Here is a 16,891-nt window from a genome sequence, read left to right on the forward strand (position 1 = left end):
CAATCTCGATCTCATTCAGCCGCCTCGCCAATCATGTCCACGACGGCATGGATCAGCGCCTCGTCCTGAAAACTACTCTTGGTCAGATAATAGTCCGCACCTGCGTCGAGCCCGCGCGCGCGATCTTCTTCCCGATCCTTGTATGAAACGATCATAATGGGTGTGTTCTTGAGATCAGCATCCTTTCTGATCAAACTCACCAGCTCGATGCCATCCATGCGAGGCATGTCGATGTCGGTGACGACGAGATCGAAAGGACCAGACCGGACGGCATTCCACCCGTCCATGCCGTCTACCGCCACTTCGACCTCATAACCGTAATTGCCGAGCATCTTGCGCTGGAGTTCGCGAACCGTCAGTGAATCGTCAATCACGAGCACGCGCTTGCGCCTGCTCGCTTCGGGACCGCCCGCGGCGCGCCGAAGAGCTCGAAATCCGCTGGACGATGCAAGCTTTTCCACCGATCGGATCAGATCGTCGACGTCGAAGATCAGAACAGGCGAACCGTCTTCCATCAGGGCCGCTGCGCTGATGTCCTTGATCTTGGCAAACCGTGGATCGAGAGGTCTGATCACTAACTCGCGTTCCCCGAGAAAACGGTCAACGATCAGGCCGTACGCATCGCCCCGACCCGCATCCACGACGACGACCGATAGTTCGTTCGGTTCCGATCCGGGCTCACCTCGATCGAGCACCTCGCGAGCGGTGACCAGCCCGATCTGTCGATCGTTCAATCGAAAATGCGGCCGGCCCTGCAGGACGTTGATCTCCGTCCGTTGCAGTTTCAAAGTCTTGGAAATGGCAGCGAGTGGAAAAGCATAGGGCTCTCCATCGACATCGACGAGCAGCGTGCGGAGGACCGACAGTGTCAGCGGCAATTGCAGTTGAAATCGGGTTCCGTGGCCAAATTCTGAGGAGACGCTTGCGACTCCCCGGACTTCCTTCGTCATGGCTTGCACTGCATCGAGCCCCACACCGCGACCTGAGACGTCGGTAAGGCCCGCTTTCATGGAAAAGCCTGGCAGAAACAGAAACGCGAGCAATTCGCTTTCGCTGAGTGTTTCAGCACTTTCCCTGGTTGCAAGTTGCCGGGCGACGACGGCCTCGCGCAGCTTCGAGAGCTCTATCCCCCTGCCGTCGTCCACCACGGCTATCTGCAGCAGCCCGGCATTGTGCCTCGCTTCGAGCCTGATGAGCCCCTCTTCGGGTTTGCCCATCGCGAGGCGCTCCTCAGGCGGTTCAAGCCCATGGTCTACAGCGTTGCGCAGAAGGTGCCCCAAAGGGGCATCGAGCTGCTCGAGGATATCGCGGTCGATGCCGGTCGAGCCGCCTACGATCTCCAGTCGCACCCGCTTGCCAAGGGTACGACCGAGGTCGCGGATCATTCTCGCATAGTGTCGCACGCCGTCCTCAAAAGGCCGCATCCGGCTCGCCAACGTTTCGTCGTACAATCTGTTGGCAAGATCGGTCGCTTTCCGATCCACTGAATCCAACTCATCGAAACGCTCCGCCAGGAACGCTTGGCTCAACCGAAGCTTTCGCTGCGCTTCAGCCAGCGCCTCCACCACCGCCGCATCGTTTGAAACCGGCGGCAGCACTGCATGAAGATTGTCGAATGCACTTGCGAGGTCCGATTGAAGTCGCTTCAGCCGTAGCAGCCCGTCAGCGAATGGCCTGAGCCGCCGAGCTTCCATCAGCGACTCGCCAGCCAGCCCGAGCAATCGGTTCAGGCTGTCTGCCGTCACCCGAACCATTCTATCAGAGCTGATGCTGCCGTGGGCTTGCGGCACCGCCCCAACGAGGAGGTTCGCTGAAGAGGTCGTCGCCAGTTGCTCCTGGGCATGATCTGGAGTTGCGAAATCAGCTGCAGAATCTTGGGGCCCGGGCTTTGCCTGGGGGAGGGACAACCCCTCGAACTTCGCGAGAAAGGTTTCGACTTCTGAGTTGGCGCTTTCGCTCGATGATCCCGATGCGATCAATTTCAAAAGGTCAGAACCTTGCAGAAGCGCGTCTATATGCTCCCGTCGCACCCTCAGATGCCCGCGTTGCGCTGCGACCAGGCAGTCTTCCATCGCATTTGCAACTTTGACTGCGGGCATCAGGTCGATGATGCGGGCAGCTCCTTTCAGGGAATGCGCGGCACGCATGCATGCTTCCAGGGCGTCGGCGGCGATAGGATCGCGTTCGAGTGCCAGAAGTCCAGAGGTCAGAGCCCGTGACTGCGTCTCCAGTTCGGCCTGGAAGAGGCTGAGCATCGAAACCTGGCTGAAGTCTTCATCTGTCATGCGATGCTCCGATCCAGCATCGTGAGCAGTTGTCGTGGATCGAGACAGCCAACGGCTCGTCCTTGCCATGGCAGCACGGCAACCGTAGCGGCCGACAGTGCCTTGCCAATCATGGCCGGAACAGCGAGAGTGTCGCGTTCCTGGTACCGATGTAAGCCGTGGATCTCATCAACCATAAAAGCAACCCGCTTGTCGCGCTCGCCTACCACGACAAGGCGGCGAAATACCTTGGTTCGTGTGCCTTGTTCCCCTTCCTTGCGCTCGTCTATCCCGAGCAATTCGGCCAGGGACAGGCAAATAAGCAATTCACCACGGACATTCGCAATGCCGAGCAGTGCACTGTTCCTGCGATGTGGAAGTGAATGAACGCGACGAGATTCAGCCACTTCATGAAAAATACCGACCGGAAGTGCCAGCCATTCCTCCCCCAAACGGAAGAGAACGGCCGTCTGCAGCGCGTCGCTGTCTGCCGAATCGATCCCTGCACGACCAGCCTTGTCAGGCCATTCGTCGCGAGATGCCGAGGGAGCTGCACGGTCGAGGAGGCGTCGTGCGATCTTCTTGTAGGTCGGGCAATTGCGGCAGTGGAGATGCTGCTCTAGTAGCGGACATGACTTGTCACCCCGTACGCCTATTTGCCGCCAGCAGTCGTTGATTTCGATCTCCTCCACCGGCTGAGCGATCCTTGTCGAAGCCGCCATCAACTGCCGCTCCTTTTCTGGACCCGACCCAGCCGGCCGGCCAGCGCCTCGGCGCCGTTATGGTCGCCTTGCTTGCTAAGCAGCAAGGCCAGATGGACAAGAGCTTCTCGATGATTTGGCGCGAGATAGAGCGCCTTGCGATAACTTTGCGCGGCTTCGGGTGCAGAACCATCCGCATCCTGGACGAGGCCCAGCAGGTAGAAGATTTCTGCGGAAGGACCGAACTCCCTGAGATGCGCCAGGGCGACCTCCTGTGCCTCCTTTACGCGTCCTGCATTGGCGATCCGTTCAACCGCGATGAGGCTTTCCGAGGCGCGTGCAAGCGGCTTGGCCGGAGCCTGCCCGCGGCCTTCATTGCCACTTGTCGGTCGGAACGGACGAAGAGGCTCGCTCTTGTTGACCTTAGGGCTTGGCGTCCGCACCGGGACGGCGGCCGAAACCTTCGGCGCCGTGGTCTTGACGGGCTCCGATTTCAGAAAGGCGAAGGCCAATGGCCATTCAGCGGAAAGAAAGCCATGCACCCTTGGAAGAGCTGCTTCCGCCGGACCGACCAGAAGAAGTCCGTCTTTGGCCAGCAGGTCCTTCAGGCAGATCAATGCGCGATCCTGCAGCTCTCGATTGAAATAGATCAGCAAATTGCGGCAAAGCAGGATGTCATAGACCTCTTGCCCGAAAGGCGCGTGAGAACCGAACAAGTTTCCTACCATGAACCGAACCTGTTTCAGCACCCCAGCAACAGGCCGCAACCCGCCCTCGGCCGCTTCGAAATAGCGATCCTTGAATTCTAAATGGCTGCCGCGAAACGAATTGCGGCCATAGATGGCGTGTTCAGCCGTCGCGATATTGCGGCTGCTGACGTCCACGCCATCGATCTTGAACTCATGCGCCTCAAAGCCGGCATCGAACATGGCCATGGCGACCGAGTAAGCCTCTTCGCCGGTTGAACATGGCAGGCTCAGGATTCTTATCGGCTGAGCAGGCTTGTGCGCGCGCGCATGCCGCGCCAGCATCGTGAACGCTTCTCGGTCGCGAAAGAACCAGGTCTCTGGGATCACCACCGCATTGATCAGCTCCTGCAGCTCCTGCGAGGAACCGGCTAAGTGTTGCCTATAGGCCTGAGGGTTGGTTATCCGGCATGCTTCCATCCGTTCTCTGACCGCCTGACGAACCACTGTCGGACCAACGCTGGCACTGTCCAGTCCAATGGTTTCCGTCAGGAGCTTTTCTATTGCTCCGGTCATTGATCACCTATTGCCGCCTGGCGGAGCAAAGCGGTACGAATCTCTTCCGAAAGCAGCGCTTCCACTTTGACCCACTGAATGATCTCCAAACCATCGGAAGCCACCGGCCCAAGATAGGGCGGGGTTCCTGGTTCCAGTCCGAACGGCGCGAAATCGGCCGGGTCTCGCTCGATCGTATCCGTCACCCGTTCCGCGATCAGCCCCAGCAGGCGTCGCTCGCCATCATCCGCCGGATAGCGCGTCACAACGATCCGGGTGCTCAACAGGCGCTCCGATGGTCGGCCAAGCGCAAGAAGGGTGACATCGATCAGGGGGATGGGTATTCCGTTATAGCTGACCAAACCCACCACACCAGTTGGCGCACCCGGAAGAACTTTCACGTCGATATAGGGCAGCACCTCTTCAATTTTGTGGACATCGATCAAGTAGCGATCCGGACCCATGCTGAAGGCGAGGAATAGCATTGTCACCTCCTACTGCCGGCTCGCTATGCTCGTAGCTTGAACCTCGATATGCTACTTCGCATGCCGCCTGAGACTTGATTGAGCTCGTCGATCGCGAGCGTCGATTGCTGAAGGGACTCGACTGTTTGCTGAGCTGCCTCGCTTAGCTGGGTTAGCGTGTCGCTGATCTGCCCCGCGCCGGTCGCCTGTGCTTGCATGCCTTCATTGGCGACTTCGAAACGTGGCACCAGCCCCTGAACCTGCTGAATGATCTCGAAGAGTTGCCCGCCGACCTGCTGGATGTCCTGCATACCCCGACGGACCTGCTCGGAAAACTTGTCCATGCCCATCACCCCGGCCGCGACTGCCGACTGGATGTCCTTGACCATTTGCTCGATATCGTAGGTGGAGACAGCTGTCTGGTCCGCGAGCCTTCGGATTTCCGTTGCCACCACTGCAAAACCCCGGCCATATTGGCCTGCCTTCTCCGCTTCGATGGAAGCGTTGAGCGACAACAGGTTCGTCTGATCGGCCACTTTGGTGATGGTCGTCACCACCTGATTGATGCTGCCGGCTTTCTCGCTCAGGATCGCCAGTTTGGAATTGATCGCGCCAGCCGCTTCCATGACCTGCTGCATGGTTTCTTCCATACGGGTCAGCCCCGCTTGCCCCCCGCCAGCCACGGCAGCGGTTTGTTCGGCAACTGTGGAGACCTCGTTCATCGTGCGGACCAGTTCGTTTGATGTGGCGGAGATTTCCTTGGCTGTCGCTCGGATTTCTGTTGTGGTCGCTGCGATTTCAGTCGCAGTTGCCTGCTGTTGCTTGGAGGTGGCGGCGATCTCAGTTATCGACGTGCCGACCTGTATGCTGGACCTTTGAACCTGACCAATGAGGGTTGTGAGATCGTCCGCCATTGCGTTGAAGCCGTCGGCAAGCACGCTGAATTCGTCTCGGCGCCTCAGATCGAGCCGTTCGCTGAAGTCGCCTTGCCGCATCAATTGAACCGCGTCGACCAAACGGGTGAGCGGACCTGTAATGGCGCGAAACAGCTGGTAACCCAAAAGAAGGGCTAGCCCGAGGGCTATCAACAAGCCAACGCTCAAACCGACTTCGGCCGTTCTGACGATCGAGCTGATCCGCTGCGTCGCGCTGTTTGCCTCGCCTCTGTGATCCTCAACCATGGCCTGCAGAGCGGACTGCAATTTTACAAAGATCGGCTCTACTTCGTTCTTGATAGCTGGGCTTTCATTGGGAGTTTCACCTTTCGACAAGGCAGCCCGGCTTGTTTCCAGCACAGCAGTTTCAGCCAGATGGAATTGGTTGGCGAGTTGTTTGACGGCTGCATAATTCTGCTTGTCGATATCGGAGACGATCGTTGCCTCATAGTCGTCCATCGACCGCTGCACCTGGTTGCGATTGGTCGTGATCGCGTTTGCAACCGTGCTTCTGTCTGACGGGTTGTCCTGAAGGGCATATTCCTGAAGCAGACTATGGGCCGCCATCTGGCCCGTCATGATCTCGGTACTGTGATAAAGGTCCGGAAGGATGCCCTTCTCGACCTCAGTCGCCTCCTCCCCCGCCTGAAGAAACCAGGCGTACGCGATGAGGGCTATCACGGACATGACCACCAGAACGGCTGCGAAACTGACGAGGATGCGGTGGCGTATTGTCAGACTCTTCATGGAACCGGTTCACCAATGGGGGGCATCGTGGGCTGCGCGACAAGCGCTCGTTCCGACATATTCGAAAAGGTGCGTCGAAAAGCGGTAGTCTGATGCTGAATGGTTTCTTTTCCGTTCCATAGCTAATGATGGCGAGGCGGCTCGCCAATCGGCGCCGCCAGAAGCGGTGGTCAAAGGACGACTGCCGTCCACGCACATCAGCCCGAGATCGGCTGGTTGGCACGCCGCGTCAGGAGGAGCGTGGATGAGTTGCTTGAGGCCACGAATTGAATGACTGCTTAGGCCAGGTCGAGGCAAGAAAGCCGACGTCCTGCTTGCTGCCCCTAAGCTGCCAGGCGGGAACGCGCCTCATATCAGCCGTCCAGCATGATCGTCGCTACTGAAAGCGGAATCGCCGAAACCAGATGTCGCAAACTGGCCAACGCGTAGATTGGCGTCGAGTGCGGGTTCGGCATTTGCAGGTGACGATAACTAAATGGCAAGCGCCCCCGCCTGAGGCCCTCAGGACTAAAAGATCTTGAGAAAACCAGTTTCAAATGCGCATCGTTCAATGTTGCAGCTCATAAGCAGGCGGTTGGGTAGGTCTCGGCCAGCACACGGCCCGGTGGCACTCACTGCGGTCCACACCGCAGTTGAAACTGACCACCCGACCCAGGGTTCGAAGACGGTCCCCGATCGGAACACCGAGCAGAGTGTGCTCGCGCTCCTCAAGTCACCGATATCCTTGGTGAAGACGTTGAAGGCGTGTGCAAAGGACGCCTCGACATCGGCGGAGTGATTAAACGGCTCGGCTACCGGATGCTTAGACATCGTTGACAAGGGTGCTATGGGATCATAACGTACCTGATTGGTATAACAGGTATGCCACATGATCGGAGTTCTGATCAAACAGCGGAAGCTTTCGGACGAGGTGGCAGCGCACCTCGAGCGGATGATCCGAGAGGGAGAGTTGGCCGAAGCCGACCGTCTCCCATCTGAACGGGAACTCATGCGGCAGTTCGGGGTAGGGCGGCCTTCCATCCGTGAGGCGCTGCTGCATCTGAGCAAAATGGGCCTTGTCGAGGTAAAATCGGGGGAGCGTGCCCGCGTCACTCGACCCACTCCTCAATTCGTGATCGACGCCCTTTCAGGGCCGGCTCGGCACATGATTTCGGCGCCGGGAGGAGTTCACGACTTCCAGAGCGCGCGGTTGTTTTTCGAGGTCGGCCTTGCCCGCAACGCCGCTGTGCATGCTACCCCGAAAGACATTGAGAGCCTCAAGGAGGCGCTCGAACTCAACCGTCAATCAATCGGCGACCTGGCGCGCTTCGAGCGCACGGACGTAGACTTCCATTACGTGCTGGCGGTAATCACCCGCAATCGGATCTTTACAGCTATTCACGCGGCGTTGGCTGAATGGTTGCTCGAACAGCGTCGCACCACATTGGCCAAGGGTGAAGACCGCAAGGCTTACCAGGCTCATCGCGAAATCTTCGAGGCCGTCGCCGCGCGCGATCCAGACGCGTCAGAGGCGGCCATGCGCAGCCATCTCGAATATGTGGCCAAGCGCTATCTGCAACTTGCGAGGCCCAAGTGATGACCGGATTTGTCGTCTGGGTCGATTTCCGCCTGAGGCCTGGTGCCCGGGACAGATTCCGAGAACTTGTCGACGCCAATGCGACCGCCTCGATGCGCACCGAGGCCGGCTGCCGCCGCTTTGACGTGACGGAGGCGCGCGGCGAACTGGATCGGGTCCTGCTCTATGAGATTTACGATAGCGAGGCCGCATTCGAGGACCACTGCCGCACCGCTCATTTCGACGAATTCAATACGCAGAGCGCGCCGCTCGTCGTGACCAAGTTGGTGACGACCTGCGACCTCGTTCTTGAAGCCACGCATTGAAGCGAACATGGGCGGATTGGCCCATTGGGGCGAACGGGAGGAAGTGCATGTCGGAGCCAAGTCTCAGGGCGTTAGCTTCTCACAGGCGGGTCAAGCTCGGTACGCTCGTCGCCGAGTTCGCCACGCCGGGAATCGGTCACATCCTGAAGTCCGCTGGCTGCGATTTCGTCTTTTTCGACATGGAGCATTCGGGATTTAACTTGGAAACGCTGAAGAGTGCGATCCGTTATTTCGAGGCGGCCGATCTGCCGGTGATGGTTCGTGTGCCATCGCAGGACTACCATTTCCTCGCCCGCGCCATGGACATGGGCGCCGAAGGCCTGATCGCGCCGATGGTGAGCAGCGTCGAACAGGCGCAGCACATCATCAACTCCATGAAATACCACCCTGCCGGCGCCCGCGGCGTGGCGCTGCAGATCGCTCATGACCGTTACCGTCCGGGCTCGGTCGCTGACAAATTCGAGGCCGCCAACAAGCGCTCGACGTTCATCTGCCTGATCGAGACCGCCGACGGCGTCAAGAACATTGACGGCATCGCGGGACTGGACGGGGTCGATTGTCTGTGGGTTGGGCATTTCGATCTGTCCGTCTCGCTCGGCATTCCTGGCGACTTCGCCCACCCCACTTTCACTGCTGCAATGGCCAAAATCGTGGCCGCCGCCAAGAAGCACAACAAATCGCTTGGACGCTTGGTGCCCAACGTCGCCCAGGGACACGAGTTCTACGCACAGGGCTTCGATTTCATATGTTATTCAGGCGACGTTTGGGTCCTGCACGACGCGATCGCCGACGCGGTTTCCAAGATCCGGGCCGGGTGCCAATAGGAGCGGAAGAGACGATGGACAGCGTGAAATTCAGGGTGGCGCTTTCCGGTGATTTCCGCAGGCCGGACGGCTCGCCGACCTACCCAGATTTCGATCTGGAGCCGCTGCGCAATGCGATAGGTGTCGAGATGGTGTTCCTGGAGTCAAACAGTCCGCTTCGCGGCGACCAACTTGAGAATTTCGATGCGCTGATCCTCCTCGCCCATCGTTTCGATGCCACGAGTGTCCCCAGGAGCGGCCGCCTGGCCGTCGTTGCCCGCTTCGGGGTCGGCTACGACACTGTCGACGTTGAGGCATGCACCGCAGCCGGTATTGCCTTGGTCATCACGCCCGATGGCGTGCGACGGCCCGTCGCCGTATCCGTCATCACCTTCATCCTGGCGCTGACCGGCAAGCTGCTGACAAAGGACGCGCTCACCCGCAAAGGGTCTGTTGGTTTTGAGAAGCGCTCCGAACATATGGGGGTCGGCCTCGTCGGGCGTACGCTTGGGTCGCTGGGCATCGGCAACATCGGTGCCGAGGTCTTCCGCTTGGCGAAGCCCTTTGACATGCAATTCATTGCCCATGACCCGTTTGCCGGCAAGGGGGTCGCTGCCGACCTGGGCGTCGAGCTGGTCGGGCTGGAGGATCTGTTTCGCCGCGCCGACGTGCTGTCGGTGAGTTGCCCCCTGTCGCCCCAGACCCACCACATCGTCAATGCTGAGCGGATCGCCCTGATGAAGCCGACAGCTTACCTGATCAACACCGCGCGCGGCCCGATCGTCGACCAGAAAGCGCTGACGCAAGCACTGCAGGAGCGCCGCATCGCCGGCGCCGGTCTCGACGTGCTGGAACAAGAGCCTCCCGACGCAGACGATGCGATCCTCAAACTCGACAATGTCATCCTGGCGCCGCACGCGCTTTGCTGGACCGACCAGTGCTTTGCTGGCAACGGTGCCGCCGACGTCAAAGCGGTAATCGAGGTGCAGCGTGGTCGCGAGCCGCGCGGCGTGGTCAATCGCGAGGTGCTTTCGAGCGAGCTGTGGAAGACCAGGCTGTCTGGGCTCGCCGCCCGCTTCGGAACCTAGGAGGAGACTGATTTTCGGCGCGCCGCCGCGGCCTCTTTGCGGCGACCTTACGGGAGGAAATGCTTGACCGCTGCGCCGGCGGCGAGTGAAGCAAAAGGAAAATGGGAGGACCAAGCACTATGAACGATCGTGAAAAACGTGACTTTCAGGCAGGCCTCGAAGCTGAGGTCGACGCCTTCATGCGCGGCGAAACCACCCGCCGAACTTTCATCACCCGCTTCGGTCAGATGACCGGTATGTTGGCCGTGTCCGGCCCGCTGCTGGGGATAATGACCGATTGGGCGCTGGCGCAGCAAACATTGGAATTGGCGGACGCCACGTCGCCGCTCGGCCAGGCGCAGGCCGCAGCCCTGAAAGCATCGAAGGGAGGGCCTGCGGACGGTTCCGCCTTTCGCGCGGCGGAGGCGGCCAAGGCGCATTCGGGCGTCACCCTCAACATGACCTACGAGGCTGGCCTGCAGGCACTCGACCCGCGCAATTTCAGTGGGCCGATGTGGGAGCAGCTTACCGGGATGAAGTCGAATGTCGTCGAGCTGTCGAACCCGGACCAGTACTCCAAGGCGGTCGCCGAGCACATCGCCGGCTCGGGTGCCTATGACGTCCTCGACATCTCGCCGGCCTGGACGCCGTCGCTTGCCGATGGCGGCGTCATCGCCCCTCTAGACGACTACATCGCCAAATACATGAACCCGGCAGACCTCGAGGACTATCATCCCCTGTACAAGGCGCTGCCGACCTACAAGGGTAAGATCTGGGGGTTCTTCGACGACGGCGACATGTTCGCTCTCTACTACCGCAAGGACATTTTCGAGGACCCTAAAATGGTGGAGGCTTACCAGGCGAAGTTCAACGCCAAGCTTGGACCGCCCAAGACATGGGAAGAATATGCCCAGATCGCCCAGTTCATCACCGACCAGATGGCGCCAAAGGTCTATGGCGCGGGACATTTCCGCAAGGCGGGCAGCCCCGGCAATCAGTTCGACTTTCTGCAGCAGTACCGGGCCAACGGCGGAAAACTCTTCGGCGACGACATGAAGGCAGGTTTGGTTTCGGATGCCGGCGTCAAGACGCTGACAAACATGCTCGCCGCAAACAAGGCCTCGATCCCCGGCAACAACGAGCTCGACGCCGTCTCCTTGTGGGCGGCTTTCCTGACCGGCAAAGTCGCGATGATCTATTCCTGGCCTCCTAGCGGCCGTATGGCGGCCAACTATTCGCAGTCGGCCACGGCAATCAACTTCATTCCGCAGTCCCAAATCGCCGGCAAGGTCGGCTATGCCGTGGTTCCGGGAAATCCGGAACATGCCACCGGCTACAACAAGGCACTGTCGGCCGACTCGCCCAACGCTGAGGCGGCGTATCTGTTCATGCAGTGGGTATGCTCGCCACCCGTCTCGCTGGCACGTTGCATGCTGCCCTACGCTCTACGCGACCCGTACCGCATCTCGCACTTCAAGTCCGAGCTCTACGGCGCGCTCTTCCCGAGTGCCAAGGAGTACCTTGCCAACCTCAACAACTCGGCAAATGTCGGTCTGCTCGACCCGATCATGCCAGGCGCGCAGGACTACTTCTTGAGCATCGATCGCATGTGCACGGCGGTGTGGGCTGGTGCGGATCCGAAGGCGTCGCTTGAAACGGCGGCCGCCGAGTGGAACGAGACGACCGACCGACTGGGTGTGGATTCGCAGAAGGGCTTCTACACCGAGTTCTTGAAACTGCCTGGCGCCACCGCCGACAACACGGTGGAAAAACTTGGCATGGCGGTCACCCTCTGAGGGCAGGCGGACTTCTCTGGAGCAATCGGTGTTGCGGGCGCTTGGCTCGCAACACCTCCCCGCTAAGCGGCGATTTTGGATACGCCTATGCAGCCCACCGCCACGATCCGTCGTTTGAAGGCAGCCGGCGCACCGCCCCGGCTGTCTGCCTTTGCTCAATGGGCAGACCGTCATTTCAAGTGGCTGCTGGTCGGCCCCGCTGTGCTGCTGATATTGGCACTGTCGATCTATCCGCTTCTGTTCTCGCTGGTGGTATCCTTCATCAACTACGACTTCCAGGTGCCGGGCCACGCCTTTGTCGGATTGAAGAACTTCGAGCGGGTCGTGTTCGATCCCGTAGCACGTTGGTCCCTGTTGCTGACAGCATCGCTGTCGGGCATCAGCGTCGCTATAGAATTCGTTCTCGGCCTCTTGGTGGCGCTGACAATGGTGCGCAGCTTTCCGGGCCGCGGTGTGATCATGTCGATCCTGATCGTGCCGCTGTTCATCAGTCCGGTCATCGTCGGCCAAGCCTGGACGCTGCTTTTACAGCGGCCTTTCGGACCGACGAACTATATCCTGACGCAACTATTGGGGCAGGAGGTTACGATCGGCTGGATGACGGAGCGCCCGTGGCTCTACGTCTCGCTGATCATCGCCGATGTCTGGCAGTGGACGCCGTTCATGTTCGTCATCCTGCTCGCCGGGCTGACCGCAATCCCACCCAATCTCTATGAGGCGGCAGAACTCGACGGCGTCAACGCCTGGCAGGTTTTTTGGGCGATCACGCTCCCGCATCTCGGGCCGATGATGCTGCTGGCGCTGACCTTCCGTCTGCTCGACGCAATCCGTATGTTCGACACCATTTTCATCATGACAGGGGGTGGCCCGGGAACACAAACCTACACGGCCTCCTATTATCTTTATACCATCGGCTTCACACAGTTTCATCTGTCGCAGGCAACAGCAGGAAGTTGGCTGTTCCTGATCTTTACGGCGCTCATCGTGACGTTGCTGGTGCGTCGGCTCTTGAAGGTAGAACCGGTCTGATGGCCGCCGTCGCGCCCGCCCGCCGCAGGAAACGCCGGTCGTTGCCGATCGGCCGAATTCTGCTGCTGGGGTTCTTCCTGGTGTTCGTGCTGTGGCCGCTCTACTGGATGTTCAACACCTCCATCAAGCCCAGCGACGACTACCTCACCGTACCGCCTGTCTGGTTCCCCGCCGCTCCGACGCTTGTCCACTACAAAGCTGCGCTGTTCGCCTATCGTGGTCTCGACGGGCTCATCAACAGCCTGATTATTTCGCTTTCGGCCACGGTGCTTTCGGCGCTGCTCGGCACGCTGATGGCCTATAGCCTGGCGCGCTACGACACCGGCGGCAAGCATCTGTCTTTCTGGGTGCTGTCGCAGCGCTTTTTGCCGCCGATCGGGATCGTGCTGCCGGTGTTCCTGATCTATCGCCAGGTCGGGCTCTACGACACTCATGTCGGCCTGATCATCGCCTATACGGTCTTCACGCTGCCGGTCTCGGTGTGGATGATGTTCGCCTATTTCCGCGGCATGCCGAAGTCGATGGAGGAGGCGGCCCTCGTCGATGGCTGCACGAGATGGGAGGCGTTCTGGCGCGTTGCCATGCCGCTCGCAGCACCGGGCATCGTCGCGGCGGCTGTCTTCGCCTTCATTGCATGCTGGACGGAGTTCTTCTTCGCTCTGATCTTGACCAGCCGAACTGCCTTTACACTGCCAACGGTCTTCCGCGCCTTCATCGGCTTCCAGGGCGCGCAATATGGCGAAGCCGCGGCCCTTGCCATCGTCTCCCTTGTGCCATCGATCGCCCTCGGGGTCCTTGCTCAACGTCATCTGGTGCGCGGGCTGACGCTCGGCGCCGTTCGCGGTTAGGAAAGCTCCCGCATGGCCGAAGTCAAAATTACCGGCTTGCACAAGCGCTACGGCGCGTTCCATGCCGTGCGCGGCATTGACCTCCACATCCGCGACGGCGAGTTCACCGTCCTGGTTGGACCGTCCGGCTGCGGCAAGTCGACGCTGCTCCGGACCATCGCCGGCCTGGAGGAGATATCGGAAGGCACGATCGAGATCGGCGGCGAGGTGGTCAATGATTTCCGGCCGCGCGATCGCGACGTGGCAATGGTGTTTCAAGATTATGCGCTCTATCCGCATATGAGCGTGGCCAAGAACATTGGCTTCGGCCTCAAGGCTCGCAAGATGCCGAAGCCAGAGGTCGAGGTGCGCGTGGCCGAGGCGGCACGCATGCTTGGCATCACTCCCTTGCTGGGGCGTTTTCCGCGCCAATTATCCGGTGGCCAGCGCCAGCGCGTCGCCATCGGCCGCGCCATAGTCCGCAACCCCCGCATCTTTCTGTTCGACGAGCCGCTGTCCAACCTCGACGCACAGCTTCGCGACGAAATGCGCGGCGAAATCAAACGCCTTCACCAGGACATTGCGACAACGATGATCTACGTCACCCATGACCAGATCGAAGCGATGACGTTGGCTGACCGTATCGTGCTGATGCGCGACGGGTTGATAGAGCAGCAGGGCGCGCCACTCGAGTTGTTCGAGCACCCGGCCTCAACGTTCGTCGCTGGGTTCCTGGGTTCGCCGCGGATGAGCTTCCTGCCAGGCACCCTTGCCTTGGACGCAGGCGCCGCTGCCATCCGGCTCGCAGATGCACTGCTACCCTTAGCGCCCGGCAGGGGGCTGAAGGGCGTCGCGGACGGACAGCAGGTGCTGCTCGGGTTGAGGCCAGAACACCTCACTCGTGCGCACACTGCCATGCCGGAGCAGGGCACGTTTCGCTATGAGGCAACGATCGACCTGCTGCAGCCGACCGGCTCGCGCAGTTACGCGACATTCCGACTGGCCGGCGCGCCGGTGATGGCTGAGCTGCAGGCGCACGATGTCAGCCGTCCGGGCGAGAAGCTTGCGATCGACATCAACATGAACCGGGCCTCGATCTTCGACGCCACGACGGAGCGGGCAATTTGACCTCGACAGCTTCCCTGGCAGTCCGCTTGTGTGGCACCGAACAGCTCGAGGCACCGCTGCGCACACTGCGCGCCGGATCATTGTCGGTCGCGTTCGACAATGGCGCCTTGCGTTACATCCGCATCGGGACGATCGAGATCTTGCGCGGAATCTCGTTTCTTGTACGGGACGAAAACTGGGGAACATGTACCACCGTTCTCGATGATCTGCGGATCGACGAGAGGCCGGATGCGTTCGCCATTGAATACCGTGCAACATGTGCCGCAACATCCGGCCGCCTGATTTACCGGGCGCGCGTCTCAGGCAGTGGCGATGGTGCGCTGTCGTTTGTGGCGGAGGCAGAGCCCGAGACTGACCTTTTGACGAATCGGACCGGCTTCGTGGTCCTTCATCCGATCGAGGGCTTGGCCGGCAAGCCGATAAAGGTGCTGCATGAGGATGGTCACGACGAGCTATCGTTCTTTCCGGACCACATCGATCCAAAATGTCCGTTCACCGACATCCGGGCGTTGTCGCACGAAATCGCGCCTGGGATCTGGGCGACATGCACCATGGAGGGTGATGCCTTTGAGATGGAGGACCAACGCAATTGGTCTGACGCCTCCTATAAAACATATGTCCGCCCTCTGCGTCGCCCGTGGCCTTACAGACTGCCCAGGGGCCAGAAATTCACGCAGGCCGTCCGGCTTCACGTGTCAGGAACGCTCCCTGCCGGGACGTCTGAAAATCGCAATCCACTCATCAACCTGACGATCGGCGGACCGGTCGGCCGAGTGCCCCGCACTGGCGTCGGCGTCGCCGCCGACGAGGCAAAGCACGCGCTCGAAACCCCCGAGCTCCTACGACGAATGGCTCCCCAGTGGATGGTCTGCCAGGTCGATCTCCGGATCGCACACGGCCAGGACGAACTAGAAAGCTACGCCGCGCTCGCACGGCTGACCGGCGCTGGCGTGGTCCTCGAGATTGTCACCAAGGGCACGCGCGATCCATTCGGCGAATTGGCGCCGGTCGCGGATGCTGTCCACTCACTCGGCCTCAAACTAGAAGCTGTCTCCGTCTTTCCGGCGCAGGACATGACATCCGTACAGCCGGGAGCACCGTGGCCGACTATGCCCAGCTTCCACGAAAGCTACTCCGCCGCTCGCCGGGCTTTCCCGGGCATCGCGCTGGGCGGCGGCATGGCCGCTTACTTCACCGAACTCAACCGCAAGCGTCCGCCAGCCGAAGCGCTCGACTACGTGACCTTCACCACCTGTCCCAGCGTGCACGCCGCAGATGATGTCTCGGTGATGGAGACACTTCAGGCAATCCCCCATCTAATCCGCTCCGCGCATGCTTTCATGGGGGAACGCTTGCCACTGCGTATCGGTCCCATCCAGCTCGGCTGCCGTGAGAACCCATACGGAAAATCCACTACGCCGAATGAAGCGAACGCTCGCGTCTGTCTATCGCGCATTGATCCTCGTCAGCGCGGGCTGTTCAATGCGGCTTGGACTGTCGGATATTTCGCGGCCTGCGCTCGCGAAGGAATCGAGGCCGTCGCGTTCGGTGACTTCGCCGGCCGCTTTGGCCAAATCCATAGGAAGGCTGATTTCGTGCAGCCATGGTATGATCAGCAGGATGGCCCAACGGTCTATCCCGCTTTCCATGTCTTGGCTGGTCTCTCAAAGCTCGGCGGAGCCACCTTGCTGTCCGTAGGAACTTCCGGCGCTGACGGCGTCGCCACGATCGCGGCTGAAAAAGATCGCCGCGTGACCCTGTGGGTCGCTAACCTTACCGCCAAGACGCAATCTGTGCGGCTTTCGGATTCGCCGAGCAGCGCCCGCATTGCTCTTCTCGGCGCCGAGCAGTTCGAGCGGGCGGCAACCGATCCCGACTTCATGGAAAGTTCCGCAAGACCGCTGGATGATCAAAGCATCTCGCTTGGCGCCTACGCCGTCGCGCGAGTCGACCTCGATCGATCGTCTTAGGCCTAGCCGATGTTCGCTGTTTGGCCAAACCCCCGTCA

14 protein-coding genes are annotated in these 16,891 nt (G+C 60.3%); 9 read left to right on the forward strand and 5 right to left on the reverse strand.

What is annotated here, in order from left to right; genetic code table 11:
• Positions 1–11: 11 nt before the first annotated feature.
• Genes NKI15_RS25185 through NKI15_RS25205 form a run of 5 tightly spaced genes read right to left on the reverse strand, consistent with a single transcriptional unit; the run spans position 12 to position 6,352 of the window.
• Entirely contained in the window at positions 12–2,285 is a 2,274-nt protein-coding gene (locus NKI15_RS25185) for a hybrid sensor histidine kinase/response regulator (protein WP_023705672.1), read from the reverse strand.
• On the reverse strand, positions 2,282–2,986 hold the full coding sequence (locus tag NKI15_RS25190; protein WP_023705671.1) for a chemotaxis protein CheW: 705 nt from the start codon (positions 2,984–2,986) through the stop codon (positions 2,282–2,284). The genes NKI15_RS25185 and NKI15_RS25190 overlap by 4 nt, the downstream gene beginning before the upstream one ends.
• Positions 2,986–4,227, reverse strand: a complete 1,242-nt coding sequence (locus NKI15_RS25195; RefSeq protein ID WP_023705670.1) for a CheR family methyltransferase — start codon at positions 4,225–4,227, stop codon at positions 2,986–2,988. Before NKI15_RS25195 ends, NKI15_RS25190 begins: the two co-directional genes overlap by 1 nt.
• Positions 4,224–4,691 (reverse strand): chemotaxis protein CheW, encoded by a 468-nt coding sequence (locus NKI15_RS25200; protein ID WP_023700505.1) that lies wholly within the window; start codon positions 4,689–4,691, stop codon positions 4,224–4,226. The genes NKI15_RS25195 and NKI15_RS25200 overlap by 4 nt, the downstream gene beginning before the upstream one ends.
• Before the next feature lie 23 nt (positions 4,692–4,714).
• Entirely contained in the window at positions 4,715–6,352 is a 1,638-nt protein-coding gene (locus NKI15_RS25205) for a methyl-accepting chemotaxis protein (protein WP_352887305.1), read from the reverse strand.
• 868 nt (positions 6,353–7,220) lie between these two features.
• On the opposite strand from NKI15_RS25205, the gene nanR reads away from it, so the two are divergent.
• The 9 genes from nanR to NKI15_RS25250 all read left to right on the forward strand — a co-directional run bounded on the left by nanR (position 7,221) and on the right by NKI15_RS25250 (position 16,853).
• The gene (gene nanR, locus NKI15_RS25210) at positions 7,221–7,928 is read left to right on the forward strand and encodes a transcriptional regulator NanR (protein WP_023705666.1); all 708 of its coding nucleotides are present in this window, start codon (positions 7,221–7,223) and stop codon (positions 7,926–7,928) included.
• The gene (locus NKI15_RS25215) at positions 7,928–8,233 is read left to right on the forward strand and encodes a putative quinol monooxygenase (protein WP_023669450.1); all 306 of its coding nucleotides are present in this window, start codon (positions 7,928–7,930) and stop codon (positions 8,231–8,233) included. The genes nanR and NKI15_RS25215 overlap by 1 nt, the downstream gene beginning before the upstream one ends.
• On the forward strand, positions 8,230–9,057 hold the full coding sequence (locus NKI15_RS25220) for an HpcH/HpaI aldolase family protein (RefSeq protein ID WP_352887309.1): 828 nt from the start codon (positions 8,230–8,232) through the stop codon (positions 9,055–9,057). The genes NKI15_RS25215 and NKI15_RS25220 overlap by 4 nt, the downstream gene beginning before the upstream one ends.
• Before the next feature lie 14 nt (positions 9,058–9,071).
• Positions 9,072–10,124 (forward strand): NAD(P)-dependent oxidoreductase, encoded by a 1,053-nt coding sequence (locus NKI15_RS25225; protein ID WP_023705664.1) that lies wholly within the window; start codon positions 9,072–9,074, stop codon positions 10,122–10,124.
• 119 nt (positions 10,125–10,243) lie between these two features.
• A complete protein-coding gene (locus NKI15_RS25230; RefSeq protein ID WP_023705663.1) occupies positions 10,244–11,899 on the forward strand; it encodes an extracellular solute-binding protein in 1,656 nt (551 codons plus the stop codon).
• An 87-nt stretch (positions 11,900–11,986) separates the two neighbouring features.
• Positions 11,987–12,928, forward strand: a complete 942-nt coding sequence (locus tag NKI15_RS25235) for a carbohydrate ABC transporter permease (RefSeq protein ID WP_023705662.1) — start codon at positions 11,987–11,989, stop codon at positions 12,926–12,928.
• Positions 12,928–13,776 carry a carbohydrate ABC transporter permease gene (locus NKI15_RS25240; RefSeq protein WP_050586890.1) on the forward strand — a complete coding sequence of 283 codons (849 nt, stop codon included), beginning with the start codon at positions 12,928–12,930 and terminating at the stop codon, positions 13,774–13,776. Before NKI15_RS25235 ends, NKI15_RS25240 begins: the two co-directional genes overlap by 1 nt.
• Positions 13,777–13,788: 12 nt before the next feature.
• On the forward strand, positions 13,789–14,883 hold the full coding sequence (locus NKI15_RS25245) for an ABC transporter ATP-binding protein (RefSeq protein ID WP_023705660.1): 1,095 nt from the start codon (positions 13,789–13,791) through the stop codon (positions 14,881–14,883).
• Entirely contained in the window at positions 14,880–16,853 is a 1,974-nt protein-coding gene (locus NKI15_RS25250) for a D-apionate lactonase family protein (protein WP_352887312.1), read from the forward strand. Before NKI15_RS25245 ends, NKI15_RS25250 begins: the two co-directional genes overlap by 4 nt.
• Positions 16,854–16,891: the final 38 nt, after the last annotated feature.

Source organism: Mesorhizobium sp. M0862 (genome assembly GCF_040319795.1).
Classification (GTDB): Bacteria; Pseudomonadota; Alphaproteobacteria; order Rhizobiales; family Rhizobiaceae; genus Mesorhizobium.

Bases quoted from the DNA above. Each gene is read 5' to 3' on its own strand.
- NKI15_RS25200 (WP_023700505.1), bottom strand. From the start codon at position 4,691: ATGCTATTCCTCGCCTTCAGCATGGGTCCGGATCGCTACTTGATCGAT.
- NKI15_RS25195 (WP_023705670.1), bottom strand. From the start codon at position 4,227: ATGACCGGAGCAATAGAAAAGCTCCTGACGGAAACCATTGGACTGGAC.
- NKI15_RS25245 (WP_023705660.1), top strand. From the start codon at position 13,789: ATGGCCGAAGTCAAAATTACCGGCTTGCACAAGCGCTACGGCGCGTTC.
- nanR (WP_023705666.1), top strand. From the start codon at position 7,221: ATGATCGGAGTTCTGATCAAACAGCGGAAGCTTTCGGACGAGGTGGCA.
- NKI15_RS25205 (WP_352887305.1), bottom strand. From the start codon at position 6,352: ATGAAGAGTCTGACAATACGCCACCGCATCCTCGTCAGTTTCGCAGCC.
- NKI15_RS25185 (WP_023705672.1), bottom strand. From the start codon at position 2,285: ATGACAGATGAAGACTTCAGCCAGGTTTCGATGCTCAGCCTCTTCCAG.
- NKI15_RS25215 (WP_023669450.1), top strand. From the start codon at position 7,928: ATGACCGGATTTGTCGTCTGGGTCGATTTCCGCCTGAGGCCTGGTGCC.
- NKI15_RS25190 (WP_023705671.1), bottom strand. From the start codon at position 2,986: ATGGCGGCTTCGACAAGGATCGCTCAGCCGGTGGAGGAGATCGAAATC.
- NKI15_RS25225 (WP_023705664.1), top strand. From the start codon at position 9,072: ATGGACAGCGTGAAATTCAGGGTGGCGCTTTCCGGTGATTTCCGCAGG.
- NKI15_RS25230 (WP_023705663.1), top strand. From the start codon at position 10,244: ATGAACGATCGTGAAAAACGTGACTTTCAGGCAGGCCTCGAAGCTGAG.
- NKI15_RS25240 (WP_050586890.1), top strand. From the start codon at position 12,928: ATGGCCGCCGTCGCGCCCGCCCGCCGCAGGAAACGCCGGTCGTTGCCG.
- NKI15_RS25235 (WP_023705662.1), top strand. From the start codon at position 11,987: ATGCAGCCCACCGCCACGATCCGTCGTTTGAAGGCAGCCGGCGCACCG.